This is a genomic window from Streptomyces sp. NPDC029122 (assembly GCF_055569445.1).
This window is the reverse complement of record NZ_JBVHWK010000035.1, coordinates 17,917-32,694: the sequence shown is the minus strand read 5'-3', so window position 1 is coordinate 32,694 and position 14,778 is coordinate 17,917. Positions and strand designations below refer to the sequence as shown.

Sequence of the window (14,778 nt, the reverse complement as noted above, 5' to 3'; positions counted from 1 at the left end):
GAGATCACACCCATGAGCACCCCCTCGGAAAAGGTCGTCGAAGCGCTGCGGGCGTCGCTGACGGAGACGGAACGCCTGCGCCGGCAGAACCAGCACCTGGTGGACGCCGCGCACGAGCCCATCGCCGTCGTCGCCATGAGCTGCCGCTTCCCCGGCGGCATCGAATCCCCCGAAGACCTCTGGGAGTTCGTCGCGAAGGAGGGGGACGCCGTCTCCGGTTTCCCCGACAACCGCGGCTGGGACCTCGGCGACACGGGAACGGTGCGCGAGGCCGCGTTCGTCCCCGACGTCGACGAGTTCGACGCCGCGTTCTTCGGGATCTCACCGCGCGAGGCCCTCGCCATGGACCCGCAGCAGCGGCTGCTGCTGGAGGCCTCGTGGGAGGCGCTGGAGCGGGCCGGCATCGACCCGGTCCGGCTCAAGGGCACCCAGACCGGCGTCTACATCGGCGCCTCCCAGCCCTCGTACGCCCAGAGCCTCGGCGACGAGGCCGAGGGCGCCGAGGGGCACCTCGTCACCGGCTCCGTGGCCAGTGTGATCTCCGGCCGGCTCTCCTACACGTACGGCTTCGAGGGCCCCGCGGTCACCATCGACACCGCGTGCTCCTCCTCCCTGGTCGCCGTGCACCTCGCGGCCCAGGCGCTGCGCCAGGGCGAATGCTCGCTCGCCCTGGCCGGCGGGGTCACCGTGATGGCGTCCCCCGGCCTGTTCGTGGGCTTCAGCGCCCAGGGGGTCATGGCGTTCAGCGGCCGCTGCAAGGCGTTCGCGGCCGGCGCCGACGGCACCTCCTTCTCCGAGGGCGTCGGCCTCGTCCTGCTGGAGAAGCTCTCCGACGCGCGCCGCAACGGCCACGAGGTACTCGCCGTCATCCGCGGCTCCGCCATCAACCAGGACGGCGCCAGCAACGGCCTCACCGCCCCCAGCGGCAAGGCCCAGCAGCGCGTCATCCGGGCCGCGCTCGCCAACGCCCGGCTCACCCCCGACCAGGTCGACGCCGTCGAGGCGCACGGCACCGGCACCACCCTCGGAGACCCCATCGAGGCCAACGCCCTGCTCGCCACCTACGGCCGCGGCCGGCCCGAGGACCGGCCGCTGTGGCTCGGCTCGATCAAGTCCAACATCGGTCACACCCAGGCGGCGGCCGGCGTGGGCGGCGTCATCAAGACCGTCATGTCGCTGCGCCACGGGATACTCCCCAAGACCCTGCACGTGGACGCGCCCTCCCCGCACATCGACTGGGCCGCCGGAGACGTCGAACTCCTGCTGGAGTCCCGCTCCTGGCCCGAGACCGACCACCCGCGCCGGGCCGCCGTGTCCTCCTTCGGCCTCAGCGGCACCAACGCGCACGCCATCCTCGAAGCCGCCCCCGAGGCCCCCGCCGCCCCCGAGCGGCAGGAGGGGCCGGACGCCGCCGCCCCGGCCGTGGGCACCGGCGGACCGCTCCCCTGGGTGCTGTCCGGCAAGGGGGCGGCGGCGCTGACCGCGCAGACCGCCCGCCTGCGGCAGTTCGTCCGGTCCGATGCCGCGCCGCGGCCCGAGGACGTGGCGCTCTCGCTGGCCGCCACCCGCTCGGCCTTCGACCATCGGGCCGTGGCGCTCGGATCCACCCGCGAGGAGCTCCTCTCCGCGCTCGACGCGCCCGTCGCGGCGGGTGTGGCGGACGCGGGCGGCAAGACGGTGTTCGTGTTTCCGGGTCAGGGTTCGCAGTGGGCCGGGATGGGTGTCGAACTCCTGGACTCCTCGCCGGTGTTCGCGGCCCGGTTCGCGGAGGTCGCGGCGGCCGTGGAGGCGCACGTCGACTGGTCGGTGGAGGGGGTGCTGCGCGGGGAGGGTGATCTTTCCCGTATCGAGGTGCTCCAGCCGGTGCTGTTCGCGGTGATGGTGTCCCTGGCCGACCTGTGGCGTGCGGCGGGTGTGGTGCCGGACGCGGTGGTCGGCCACTCCCAGGGGGAGATCGCCGCCGCGGTGGTGTCGGGTGCGCTGTCGCTGGAGGACGGTGCGAGGGTGGTCGTGCTGCGCTCGCAGCTGTTCGCGGACGAGCTGGTGGGGCGGGGTGCGGTCGCCTCCGTCTCGCTGTCGCGTGCCGAGGCCGAGGCGCGCATCGCCCCGTACGGGGACGTGCTCTCCATCGCGGGGATCAACGGTCCGCGGGCGGTGACGGTGGCCGGTGAGGTGGCCCCGCTGGAGGAGCTGGTCGCGGTCCTGGAGGCGGAGGGGGTGCGGGCGAAGATCGTGCCGTCGACGGTGGCCTCCCACTGCGCCCAGGTCGACCGCCTCCAGGGGCGGATCCTGGATCTGCTGGGCTTCGTGGAGCCCCGGACCGGTTCGGTTCCGCTGTACTCCACCGTCACCGGCGAGGTCCTGGAGGGGCCGGAGCTGACGGCCGCCTACTGGTACGAGAACTGCCGGCGGCCCGTCTCCTTCGAGCCCGTCGTCCGCTCCCTCCTGGCGGAGGGTTTCCGGGCGTTCGTGGAGTCGAGTGCGCATCCGGTGCTGACGTACGGGCTGGTGGAGACGGCCGAGGCCGTGGGCGCCGACATCCTGGCCACGGGCACGCTGCGCCGTGGCGAGGGCGGTCTGACCCGCTTCCACACCTCCCTCGCCACCGCCTGGACCCGGGGCGTCGACGTCGACTGGACCTCCGTCCTCACCGGCTCCGGCGCCCGCACCATCGCCCTGCCCACGTACGCCTTCCAGCGCCAGAGCTACTGGCTCAAGCCCGCCCCCGTCCGGCCCGAGGCGCCCACCAGCGGCCCCGCCACCGCCGACGAGACCGAGGCCCGGTTCTGGGCGGCCGTCGAGGCCGAGGACCTGGAGGCCCTGGCCGGCACCCTCGCCCTCGAGGAGCGCCGGGCCCTCGGGGAACTGCTGCCCGCCCTCGCCATCTGGCGGCGAGGACAGCGGGCCCGCTCCACCCTCGACTCCTGGCGCTACAAGGCCGCCTGGACCCCGCTGACCGCGGCCCCCGCCACGACCGCCCCGGCCGGCACCTGGCTGATCGTCACCCCGCCCGCCGCCGGCGACGCGGCCGGCACGGTCGCCGCCGGCCTCGCGGCCCACGGCGTCGAGACCGTCGTCCTCGAAACCGACCCCGCCACCGCCACCCGCCCGGCCCTCACGGTCCGGCTCGGCGAGGCCACCGCCGCCCTGCCCGGACTCGGCGGCGTCCTCTCCCTCCTCGGCCTGGACGAGGCGGCCGGCGCCACCGGCACCCACGTCCTCGTCCAGGCCCTGGCCGACGCCGGGATCACCGCCCGGCACTGGGCCGCCACCCGGGGAGCCGTCGCCGCCGGCCGCGCCGACGCCCCCGCCGTACCGGCACAGGCCCGCGTCTGGGGCCTCGGCCGGGTCATCGCCCTGGAACAGCCCGGCAGCTGGGGCGGCCTCGTCGACCTGCCGCCGGTGCTGGACCAGCGCGCGCTCGACCGGCTCGCGAAGGTCCTGGCCGGCGGCTACGGCGACGAGGACCAGGTCGCCGTCCGCACCAGCGGCGTCCTCGGCCGCCGGCTGGTGCGCGCCCCGCTGGGGGACCGCGAGCCGGTCCGCCGCTGGCAGCCGTCCGGGACGGTCCTGGTCACCGGCGGCACCGGAGGCGTGGGCGCGCAGGTCGCCCGCCGCCTCGCCGCCACCGGCGCCGCCCGCCTCGTCCTCACCAGCCGGCGCGGCGCCGAGGCCCCGGGGGCGGAGGAACTCGCCGCCGAACTCCGTGCCTTGGGCGCCGACGTCACGCTCGCCGCCTGCGACGTGTCCGACCGCGGCCGGCTCGAGGCGGTCCTCGACGCGATCCCGGCCGGGCAGCCCCTGACCGCCGTCGTCCACGCCGTCGGCGTACCCCAGTACACCCTCGGCGCCGAGACCACGGCCGCGGAGTTCGAACAGCTGTCGGCCGCGAAGGTGGCCGGCGCCGACCACCTCGACGCCCTCCTCGACGGCACCGACCTCGACGCCTTCGTCCTGTTCTCCTCCAACTCCGGAGTGTGGGGCGCCGCCCGGCACACCGCCTACGCCTCCGCCAACGCCTACCTCGACGCGCTCGCCGAACGGCGCCGGGCCCGCGGCCTGACCGCCACCTCCCTCGCCTGGGGCGCCTGGGGCGGCGGCGGCATGATGGAACTGGAGGGGGCACAGGAGTACATGCGCCGCCGCGGTGTCCTCGAGATGGATCCGCGGGCCGCCCTGGACGCCATGGTCCAGGCCGTCGAACACGACGAGGCCTTCGTCGCCGTCGCCGACGTCGACTGGTCCCGCTTCGCGCCCGGCTTCACCTCCGAGCGCCCCAGCGCCCTGCTCACCGAACTCGCGCCGCAGGCCGCGCCCACCGAGCCCCAGCCCCTGGACGAGTCCTCCTCCGACCTGGTCCGCAGCCTGCGCGCGGCCTCCCCGGGCGAGCGCACCACCCTGCTGACCGACCTCGTACGAGCCCAGGCGGCCGCCGTGCTCGGCCACGCCTCGGGCGAGGCCGTCGAGGCGGGCCGGGCCTTCAAGGAACTCGGCTTCGACTCGCTCACCGTCGTCGAACTGCGCAACCGGCTCACCGCCGCCACCGGACTGACCCTGCCGGCGACCCTGGTCTACGACCACCCGAGCCCGGTCGCCCTCGCCCGATTCCTCGCCGCCGAACTCCTGGGCACCGGCGAGCAGGAGACGGCCGCGCCCGTCACCGGCCACGGCGCCGCCGAGGACGACGACCCGGTGGTCATCGTCGGCATGAGCTGCCGCCTGCCCGGCGGCATAGAGACCCCCGAACAGCTGTGGCAGGCGGTCTCCGAGGGCGAGGACCTCGTCGGGGACCTGCCGCGCGACCGCGGCTGGCGGATCGCCGGCCTTCCCGGCGAAGGCACCGCCGACGGCGGGGACGAGGACGGCTTCCAGGCCGTCAAGACCCTCAGCCAGGCCGGACTGCTGCGCGGCATCGGCGAGTTCGACGCCTCCTTCTTCGGCATCTCCGAGGCCGAGGCCCTCGTCATGGACCCCCAGCAGCGGATCCTGCTCGAAACCGCCTGGGAGGCGTTCGAGCGGGCCGGCGTCGACCCCCGCGGCCTCACCGACGAGCAGATCGGCCTCTACATCGGCGTCGGCTACCAGGGCTTCCTGCCGACGGAACGGATCCCCGAGGAGAGCGAACCGCACTTCGGCAGCGGCATCGCTCCGGCCATCGCCTCCGGGCGGGTCGCCTACGCCCTCGACATCCACGGCCCGACCCTCACCGTCGACACCGGCTGCTCCTCGTCCGGCGTCGCCCTGCACCTGGCCGTGCAGTCGGTCCGGCGCGGCGAGTGCGCGATGTCCCTCGCGGGCGGCGTCACCGTCCTGTCGGCCCCCGTCGCCTGGCACCACATGGGCGGCGCCGCCGCCGACGGCCGCTGCAAGCCGTTCTCCGAGGACGCCGACGGCACCGGCTGGGGCGAGGGCGCCGGCATGGTGCTCGTCGAACGCCTCTCCCGGGCACGGCGCCTGGGTCACCCGGTCCTGGCCGTCGTACGGGGGTCCGCCGTCAACCACCACGGCGCCGGCAACGGCCTCACCGCCCCCAGCGGCACCTCCCAGCAGCGCCTCATCCGGCAGGCCCTGGCCGACGCCGGCCTGAGCGCCCGGGACGTGGACGCGGTCGAGGGCCACGGCACCGGAACCCCGCTCGGCGACGCCATCGAGGCCGAGGCCCTGCTGGCGACGTACGGCCAGGACCGGCCGGCCGACCGGCCGCTGCTGCTGTCGACCGTCAAGTCCAACATCGGCCACCCCCAGTCCGCCTCCGGCGTCACCGGCGTCATCAAGACGGTGCTGTCCCTGCGCCACGCGCTGCTGCCGCCGACGCTCAACGTCAAGGAGCCCACGAGCCGCGTGGACTGGTCGGCGGGCGCCGTCCGCCTGGTCACCGAGCCCACCCCGTGGCCGGAGACCGGCCGCCCGCGCCGGGCCGGCGTCTCCTCGCTCGGCGCCAGCGGCACCCAGGTCCACCTGATCCTCGAAGCGCCGCCCGCCCCGGGACCGGCCCCCGCCGGCCCGGCCCGTACCGGCCCGGGCACCGTCGCGGTCCCGCTGTCCGGCCGCACCCCGCAGGCGCTCCGGGCCCAGGCGGCACGCGTCGGCGCCGCACTCGCCGAGGATCCCGCCCTCGACCCCGCCGACGTCGGCTTCACCCTGGCCACCGGCCGGGCCGCCTTCGAACACCGCGCGGTGCTGCTCGCCGCCGGCCGCGACGAGCTCCAAGCGGCGCTGGCCGCCGTGGAGCGGGGCGAGGAACACCCCCGGGCCGTCACGGAAGGCACCGCGCGGATCGCGTTCACCGGTGCCGTACGCGGCCTCGCGGACGCCCTGTACGAGGCCCGGCCCGTCTTCGCCGACGCCTGGGACGCCGTACGCGCCCACCTCGACGTCCGGCTGGCAGCGCCCTTCCCGGCCGTCGCCGAGGCCTTCGCCGAGGAGGTCGCCCTGTTCCGGCTGTACGAGAGCTGGGGCCTGGCCCCGCAGGCGCTGCTGGTGTCCGGCCCCGGCCGGCTCGCCGCCGCGCACGTGGCGGGCGCGCTCACCCTGGAGGAGGCCGTCGAGGCGCTGGCCGTCCTCGCGGACGGGGAACAGCCACGGGTGACGGGCGCCGCACGGCCGGAAATCGCCCTCCTGGACGCCGACTCCGGTGAACCGCTCGGCGAGGACTGGACCGAGGGGCTCGCCGAGGCCCTGACCGCCGCCCCGGCCCCCGCCCCTTCCGCGGACCCGGTGGCCGATGAGCCGCTGGCCCTGGCCGCGGCCTTCCACAGCGCCGGCGAGCCCGTCGACTGGGCCGCGGTGTTCGAGGGCAGCGGAGCCCACGGCGTGGACCTGCCGACCTACCCCTTCCAGCGCGAACGGTTCTGGATCTTCGGCTGAGGAACGAGGGCCGGGGGCCGAGGCACCCGCGCGCACCCCTGGTACCCGTCCACCCCCGGCCCTGACGACCGGGGGTGGACGCGTGTCCGGACCCGCCCGCCCGGCGTCTTAAGCGCGGCTTTAAGCCACGCGCCTACGGTCACGCCCGCGTACGCACATCGATCACGACCGTGGAGGAACCCCATGCTGGACGAGCAGAAGCGCAAGGAGATCGTCGCGGAGTACTTCCGCAAGGTGAACGAGGGCGACATCGACGCCATCCTCACCCACTTCACCGAGGACGCCCGGATCGAGGACCCGGTCGGCCGTGAGCCCCGTGTCGGCCGCGCCGCCCAGCGCGAGTACTTCCACAGCAACATCGCCGCCGAGGTCACCGTCGCCCCCGGCCACGCCTCCGTCGGCCAGGACGGCAAGCAGGTCGCCGTTCCGGTCGCCGCGACGATGACCAACATCCTCGACCCGAACCGCACCCGCACCAACATCAACGCGGTCGACGTCTTCACCCTCAACGCCGACGGCCTGATCGAGGACATGCGCGTCTTCTGGGGCATGAGCGACATCGGCGTCTGAGCCCCCCCCACCGCGCCGCCGGAGGCCCCGGCGCACCCGACAGGCGATCACGACCGAGGAGAGGTACGGAGATGAGCACCCCCGACGAGCACGGCGACCTGTGGATCCGGCGCTTCCACCCCACGCCGGAAGCACGACACCGCCTGGTGCTGCTGCCGCACGCCGGTGGCAGCGCGTCCTTCTTCTTCCCCTTCTCCAAGGAGCTGGCCGGGCACGCCGAGGTACTGGCCGTGCAGTACCCCGGCCGCCAGGACCGCCGGGCCGAACCGCCCCTGGACGATGTGGCCGAGCTGGTGGAGCAGATCCACCGGGCGCTGCTGCCCTGGACCGACAAGCCGCTGGTGCTGTTCGGGCACAGCATGGGCGCGGTGCTCTCCTTCGAGCTCGCGCGCAGGTTCGAGCGCGAGGGCGTCCCGCTGGCCGGCCTGATCGCCTCCGGCCGGCGCTCGCCGACCGTCCGGCGCGAGGAGAACGTCCACACGCGCGGCGACGACGCGCTGATCGCCGAGATCCGGGCCCTCAGCGGCACCGACGCCGGCCTGCTGGCCGACGAGGAGCTGCTGCGCATGGTCCTGCCGGCGATCCGCAGCGACTACAAGGCCATCGAGACGTACCGCTACCGCCCCGACGGTCCGGGACCGGCCCTGAAGTGCCCGGTCAGCGTCCTGACGGGCGAGTCCGACCCGCGCGTGAGCGTCCCCGAGGCGATGGAGTGGCGGGAGCTGACCAGCGGCGGGTTCAGCCTGCGCAGCTTCCCCGGCGGGCACTTCTACCTGACCCCGCAGCAGGCCGGAGTGACCCGGGCGGTCATCGAGGACCTCGCGGCCTTCACCGCGGTTCCGGCCGGGCGCTGACGCCCGCGCGCCGGCCGCGGCCGTACCGATCGACCGAACGAACCGAGACGGGTGCCCCCATGCAGACCAAGGTGCAGTTCAGCGCGGCCACGAGGAACCTCCTCGTCGCCCTCTACTCCCGGGCCCATGACGCCAAGTCGGACCGCCCGATCCTGGGCGACCGCCTCGCGGTCCGGGCGGTCGAGTCCATCGAGGACTACGACGAGCTGAAGGTCCAGCTCAAGATGCGCGACGACGACGCCATCTCCCTGGCCATCCGCGGCAAGGAGGTGGACCGCTGGGTACAGGACTTCCTGAGCCGCAACCCGCGCTCCGTCGTGCTCCACCTCGGCGCCGGCCTCGACGGCCGCGTCTTCCGCGTCGAGCCCTCCGACGACGTCGAATGGTACGACCTGGACCTGCCGGAGATCGCGCAGATCTACCGCGACCTGTTCCCGGCGCGGCAGCACCACCACGTCATCGGCGCCTCGGCCCTCGACTCGGACTGGCTGGACGCGGTCCCCGCCGACCGGCCGGTGCTCGTCGTCGCCGAGGGCGTCCTCGTCTACTTCACCGAGGAACAGGTCCGCGACCTCGTCACCCGGATCGTCGGCCGGTTCCCCGAGGGCGAGCTGCTGTTCGACGCCTACACGCCGTTCTCGGTGAAGGCGATGAACAAGCACTGGACGGTCAAGGCGACCGGCCAGCGCTTCGTCTGGGGCCTGAAGGACCCCAAGGCGCTGGAGCGGTGGGACCCGCGGATCGAGCACCGGATGGAGTGGACCTTCACCGACTCGCCGTACGTGTCGCACATGCCGTGGACCTCGCGGGTCATGTGCAAGATCATGAACGTGATACCGGTACTGCGCACCTACAACCGGGTGCTGCGCTACACCTTCTGACGACCCGTGACACGGGGAAGGGCCCGGGAGCCGATCGGCTCCCGGGCCCTTCGGCGCGCCCGCTCACACGGTGGGGACCCCTATCGGACACCCTTACGCACCCCTGAATCCGGCCATGAACACGCCCTCACATTGCTCCGGAAAGGGGATCGGCGGAATGCTGATCCGGGCCGCAAACTGGCCGCGGTGCCGTCGTCTTCGGGAGTCGCACGGACGACGACTCCGATGAACACGACATCGTGAAAGGTGGTGTGCGGTGGCGCTGAGCGAGAACGCAATCGCCGCAACAGGACTGACCAAGAACTTCGGGAAGTTCCGGGCACTCGACGGACTCGACCTGACGGTCCGCACGGGCGAGGTGCACGGCTTCCTCGGCCCCAACGGGGCCGGCAAGTCCACCACCATCCGGGCCCTGCTGGGCCTGCTGAGGCTGGACGCCGGACAGGCCTCCCTGCTCGGCAAGGACCCCTGGGCCGACGCGGTGGAGATCCACCGCAGGCTCGCCTACGTCCCCGGCGACGTGAGCCTGTGGCGCAACCTCTCCGGCGGGGAGGCCATCGACACCCTCGGCGCCCTGCGCGGAGGCATCGACCAGGGCCGCCGGACCGAGCTGATCGAACGCTTCCAGCTCGACCCGACCAAGAAGGGCCGTACCTACTCCAAGGGCAACCGGCAGAAGGTCGCCCTCGTGGCGGCCTTCGCCTCCGACGCCGAACTCCTCATCCTCGACGAGCCCACCAGCGGTCTCGACCCGCTGATGGAGGCCGTCTTCCAGGACAGCGTCAAGGAGGTCAAGCGGCAGGGCCGCACCGTCCTGCTCTCCAGCCACATCCTCGGCGAGGTCGAGGCCCTGTGCGACCGCGTCAGCATCATCCGCAAGGGCCACACGGTCGAGACGGGCACCCTCACCGAGCTGCGGCACCTCACCCGTACCGCCCTCTCCGTCGAGTCGGAGCGCGCCATCACCGGCGTCGAGGGCCTCGCGGGCGTCCACAACGTCCAGGCCGAGGGCAACCACGTCCGCTTCGACGTGGACAACGGCAACCTCGACACCGTGCTCTCGCACGTGGCCTCCTTCGGCGTGCGCGCGCTCACCAGCACCCCGCCCACGCTCGAAGAACTCTTCCTGCGCCACTACGGCGACCACGTGGAAGAGGGCACCGAGCAGCGCGGCGGGCGGCGCGCCAAGGCGGGAGCGGGCGCGCGATGAGCGAGTACGCGAATACCCAGCCACTGCTCAAGCTCGCGCTGCGCAGGGACCGCATCCAGCTGTCCGTGTGGCTCTACGGCACCGCGGCGCTCGCCTACAGCGCGGCGGGCAGCGTCAGCAAGACCTACGCCGACGACACCGCCCGCACCGAAGCGGTCAAGCTGCTCACCGACAACCCGGCCCTGCTGCTCACCCGCGGCGCGCCCGTCGGCACCAGCGAGGGCGCGCTCGCCATGGTGCAGGTCCTGACGTTCCTGTGCGTCCTGGCCGGCCTGATGAGCACCTTCGCCGTCGTGCGGCACACCCGCCAGAACGAGGAGAGCGGCCGCGCCGAACTCGTCGGGGCGGCCCCCGTGGGCCGCCAGGCGGGCCTCGCCGCGGCCCTGCTGCTGGCCCTCCAGGCCAACGTGGGCCTGTTCATCTTCCTCGGCATCGTGCTGCCGCTGGCCGGGCTGCCCATCGGCGGCTCGCTGGTCGCCGCCGCGGCCGTCGCCGCGACCGGACTCGCCTTCGCGGGCGTGGCCGCCGTCACGGCCCAGCTGTCCGGCACCTCACGGGGCGCGAACTCACTGGCCGGCGCGGCCATCGCCGTCGCCTTCCTGATCCGCGGCATCGCCGACGCCGGCGGAGAGGTACGGGCGTCGGGCACGGTCGTGGAGAGCTCCTGGCTGTCCTGGCTGTCGCCCATCGGCTGGGCCCAGCGGACCAGCCCGTTCGGCGAGGACAACTGGTGGGTCCTCGTGGTCCCGCTGCTGTTCGCGGCCGCCTCGGCGACCGTCGCGCTGCGCCTTTCCGCGGGCCGCGACCTCGGCGCCGGCATGTTCGAGGACCGTCCGGGGCCGGCCACCGCCGCACCCGGCCTGCTCGGCCCGTACGGGCTGGCCAGGCGTCTGCACCGCGGTTCGCTGATCGGCTGGGCCGTGGGCATCGCCGTGCTCGGCGCGGTGATCGGCGGCATGGGCAAGTCGGCCGGGGACGCGCTGAAGGACAACGCCGGCCTCACCGACACCCTCGGCAAGATCGGCGGCGGGGGCGGTGCCCCCGTGGACACCTTCTTCGCCTCGATGATGGTCATGGTCGGCGCGATCACGGCGGGCTTCGTCGTGCAGGCGCTGCTGCGGCTGCGGGCCGAGGAGACCTCCGGGCGGCTGGAGTCCCTGCTGGCCACCGCCATCGGGCGGGGCCGCTGGGTGGCCGGCCACGTGGCCGTCGCGGTCGCGGGCTCGCTGATCCTGTTACTCGTCGCCGGGCTGGCCGCGGGCCTCACCTACGGGGCCGCCGCGGGCGACGTCGGCGCGGGCGTGGCCGACCTGACCGGGGCGGCGCTGGTCCAGGCCCCCGCGGTCCTGGTGCTCGCCGGCGTGGTGGTGCTGGTGTTCGGCCTCGCGCCGGCGGCCACCTCCGGCGCCGCGTGGGGGGCGCTCGCCCTCTGCCTGGTCGTCGGCCAGCTCGGCGCCCTGCTGAAGCTGCCCCAGGCGGTGCGCGACCTCTCGCCGTTCAGCCACCTGCCGGCCCTGCCCGCGGTGGATGCCGAGGCGCTGCCGCTGGTGCTGCTGACCGCCGTGGCGGTGCTGCTCCTGTGGGCGGGCACCGCCCTGTTCGGGCGGCGCGACCTGGCCGCCTGAGCCCGGGCCGCGACCCGGCGTACACGGAGGCCGTCCGCACCGGAGATCCCGGTGCGGACGGCCTCTTCGTGCGTCTCCGTGCGTCTCCGTGCGTCTCCGTGGGTCTCCGTGGGTCTCCGTGGGTCTTCGCGGGGGCGGACCGCTCCGCGTCACTCCTGGCCGGGGTCCAGGAGCGACAGGTCCGACTTCCCCCAGTACACCCACACCGCTTCGATCAGACCGTGCGAGCCGGTCCGGAAGATGCTCGTGAGCGCGAATTTGATGCGCTTGCGGAACGGGTCCGCGGGCTTGTCCAGATATCCGTGCTTCGTCAGCGCGGGGCCCAGCGGAAGATAATTCATGTACACCGAGACCGGAATGGCCACGTGCAGGCCGTCCTGCGCGGCCACCGGAACGCCGGCGACATCCACCGTTTTCGCTTCCGCGGCCCGCTGGAAATGCACGCGCAATTCGTCGTGCCCGATCATGGGAACCGAACCGACCGGATCCTCGAAGCGCACGTCCTTCGTGTACAGCTCCAGCATGTGGTCCACGTTGCCGCTGCTCATGCGACGGCAGTGCTCCAGCGCCAGTTCCTTGCGAGCCGCCTCGTCCAGCATTCTCTTCCTCCCTAAGCCGCGTCGGCGAGGGAGACGTCGCTCGCCCCCCAGTAGGCCTTCATGTCCTCGATCAGCCCGTCGTCCCCGGCCCGGATCACCATCAGGAAGCGGAACAGCATCCGCTGCCGTGCGGGTTCGGCCGGGGCCGGCAGTACTCCGTGCCGCGTCAGGACCGGCCCGAGCGGCAGGTAGTCCATCGTGGCGACGACCGGAACGGCGGCGTGGCGCCCGTCCTGGGCCGCCACCGGTGGCCCCGGCACCTCCACCGCGTGGCTGGTCACCGCGCCGGTCGCGTGCGCGCGCAGCGCCGCGTGGCCCTGCTGTGCCCCGGCGCCCACGGGGTCCTCGAAGCGGACGTCCGGCGAGTACAGCTTCAGCAGCCCCTCGACGTCCCCCGCGTTGACCCGGCGCGTGTGTTCCAGGATCAGGTCTTTCAGCGCCGCCTCGTCCAGCATGGATTCTTCTCCTTTCAGCAGGCCGGACCATCGTGGCGGCGGCCGCCCGGATCCCGCCATAGGCGCCTTGTTTGATAGGGGTTCGTAGGGGTTCAGGGCATTGTGGGCGAGTGCTAGCGTCGCGGGGATCGGGAATGCCTGCACCGGCTCCCGGGAATTCGAATTCGACGGTGCGCAAGGCGTCTGACGGATGGAAGGGTCACGCACTCATGACCGCAGAAACACGCGCCGTGGTAATCGGTGGCGGCCTGGCCGGAATGCTGGCGTCCACGGTGCTCGCGCGGCACGTGGACCGCGTCACCGTGGTGGAACGGGACGTTTTCCCCGAGGGGCCGGAACTGCGCAAGGGCGTTCCGCAGGCACGGCACGCCCACCTCCTGTGGTCCGGCGGCGCCCGCGCCATCGAGTCCCTGCTGCCCGGCACCCTCAAGCGACTGGCCGACGAGGGCGCCCACCGCCTCTACCTGCCGCGCGACATCGTCTGGTTCACCCCGTACGGCTGGCAGACCCGCTTCCCCGGCAGCCAGTTCATGATCACCGCCAGCCGGGCGCTGCTCGACTGGGTGGTCCGCGAGCAGGCGCTGGAGAACCCCCGGATCGAGGTGCGCCGGCAGACCGGCGTCACCGGCCTCACCGGCTCCGCCGCCCGCGTCACCGGCGTGCGTCTGCGCGACGCCGAGGGCGTCGAGGGCGAGCTCGCCGCGGACTTCGTCGTCGACACAGGCGGGCGCCCCTCCCAGACCCTCAAGTGGCTGCCCGAGCTGGGCCTGCCGGAGGTCGAGGAGGACGTCGTCGACACGGGCATCGCCTACGCCACCCGCGTCTACCGGGCCCCCGCGGGCGCCGAGACCTTCCCGATGGTCAACGTCGCCGCCGTCCCCGGCACCGGCGCGCCCGGCCGCAACGGCGCCCTCGTCCCCATCGAGGGCGGTCGCTGGCTGGTCACCCTCGCCGGTACCCGCGGCGCCGAACCCCCCACCGGCGACGAGGAGTTCATCCCCTTCGCGCGCGGCCTGCGCCACCCGGTCATCGCCGACCTGCTGGAGCACGCCGAACCGCTCGGCCCCGTCCAGGGATCCCGCTCCACCGTCAACCGCCGCCGCTACTACGAGCGCCTCGCCACCTGGCCCGACGGCCTGCTGGTGCTCGGCGACGCCCTCGCCGCCTTCAACCCCGTCTACGGGCACGGCATGAGCTGCGCGGCCCTCAGCGCCCGCGCGCTGGACACCGCCCTGACCCGCGGCGGCCTGGCCGCCGGCACGGCCGACGCCGCACGGCACGCGGTCGCCAAGGTCGTCGACGACCCCTGGCTGCTCGCCACCACCCAGGACATCTGCTACCCCGGCACCCGCAACCACGCCAAGGACCCGCGGATCGCCCCGCGCCCGCGGGACGCCCAGCAGTTCGCCGACCTGCTCGGCACCGCCGCCCTGTACGACCCGGTCGTCAACGCGGCGGCCATGCAGGTCACCTCGCTCGCCGCGCCCGTCGCCAGCCTGGAGTCCCCGCACCTGGTCGCCGCCCTGCGCAAGGCGGGAGCGGCCGGCGCGTTCACCGAACTGGACGGCCCTCCCTTCACCCCGGCCGAGCGGGCCGTCCTCGCCCCCGCCGAGGAGACGGGAGCACCCGCCCTGACCGGCGCGTAGCACAGAGCGCCCCGCCACGCCGCGCCACCCACGAAAAGGGCGTGATCATTGCTGCCGCATTTGCTGCCGGG

Annotated in this window: 9 protein-coding genes; 7 read left to right on the top strand and 2 right to left on the bottom strand. The window is 73.9% G+C overall.

The annotated features are described in order from the left end of the window. The first annotated feature begins 12 nt into the window (after nucleotides 1-12). The 6 genes from ACZ4WZ_RS30085 (at nucleotide 13) to ACZ4WZ_RS30060 (ending at nucleotide 12,007) form a co-directional block, all read left to right on the top strand. Nucleotides 13-6,867 carry a type I polyketide synthase gene (locus ACZ4WZ_RS30085; protein ID WP_467895458.1) on the top strand — a complete coding sequence of 2,285 codons (6,855 nt, stop codon included), beginning with the start codon at nucleotides 13-15 and terminating at the stop codon, nucleotides 6,865-6,867. 183 nt (nucleotides 6,868-7,050) lie between these two features. Beyond that, complete coding sequence (locus tag ACZ4WZ_RS30080; RefSeq protein ID WP_467895456.1) at nucleotides 7,051-7,437, top strand: nuclear transport factor 2 family protein; 387 nt, start codon at nucleotides 7,051-7,053, stop codon at nucleotides 7,435-7,437. A 71-nt stretch (nucleotides 7,438-7,508) separates the two neighbouring features. Beyond that, nucleotides 7,509-8,291: a thioesterase II family protein gene (locus tag ACZ4WZ_RS30075; RefSeq protein WP_467895453.1), complete on the top strand. Its 783-nt coding sequence runs from the start codon at nucleotides 7,509-7,511 to the stop codon at nucleotides 8,289-8,291. A 59-nt stretch (nucleotides 8,292-8,350) separates the two neighbouring features. Beyond that, a complete protein-coding gene (locus ACZ4WZ_RS30070; protein WP_467895450.1) occupies nucleotides 8,351-9,172 on the top strand; it encodes a class I SAM-dependent methyltransferase in 822 nt (273 codons plus the stop codon). 256 nt (nucleotides 9,173-9,428) lie between these two features. Beyond that, nucleotides 9,429-10,382 carry an ABC transporter ATP-binding protein gene (locus tag ACZ4WZ_RS30065; RefSeq protein WP_467895447.1) on the top strand — a complete coding sequence of 318 codons (954 nt, stop codon included), beginning with the start codon at nucleotides 9,429-9,431 and terminating at the stop codon, nucleotides 10,380-10,382. Beyond that, the gene (locus ACZ4WZ_RS30060; protein WP_467895444.1) at nucleotides 10,379-12,007 is read left to right on the top strand and encodes an ABC transporter permease; all 1,629 of its coding nucleotides are present in this window, start codon (nucleotides 10,379-10,381) and stop codon (nucleotides 12,005-12,007) included. The genes ACZ4WZ_RS30065 and ACZ4WZ_RS30060 overlap by 4 nt, the downstream gene beginning before the upstream one ends. 149 nt (nucleotides 12,008-12,156) lie before the next feature. Here the strand turns inward: ACZ4WZ_RS30060 and ACZ4WZ_RS30055 are convergent, their stop codons facing one another. Both ACZ4WZ_RS30055 and ACZ4WZ_RS30050 read right to left on the bottom strand, forming a co-directional pair. Beyond that, the gene (locus tag ACZ4WZ_RS30055; protein ID WP_467895441.1) at nucleotides 12,157-12,606 is read right to left on the bottom strand and encodes a nuclear transport factor 2 family protein; all 450 of its coding nucleotides are present in this window, start codon (nucleotides 12,604-12,606) and stop codon (nucleotides 12,157-12,159) included. An 11-nt stretch (nucleotides 12,607-12,617) separates the two neighbouring features. Then, nucleotides 12,618-13,061: a nuclear transport factor 2 family protein gene (locus tag ACZ4WZ_RS30050; protein ID WP_467895438.1), complete on the bottom strand. Its 444-nt coding sequence runs from the start codon at nucleotides 13,059-13,061 to the stop codon at nucleotides 12,618-12,620. Between the two features lie 209 nt (nucleotides 13,062-13,270). On the opposite strand from ACZ4WZ_RS30050, the gene ACZ4WZ_RS30045 reads away from it, so the two are divergent. Then, on the top strand, nucleotides 13,271-14,707 hold the full coding sequence (locus tag ACZ4WZ_RS30045) for an NAD(P)/FAD-dependent oxidoreductase (protein WP_467895435.1): 1,437 nt from the start codon (nucleotides 13,271-13,273) through the stop codon (nucleotides 14,705-14,707). Nucleotides 14,708-14,778: the final 71 nt, after the last annotated feature.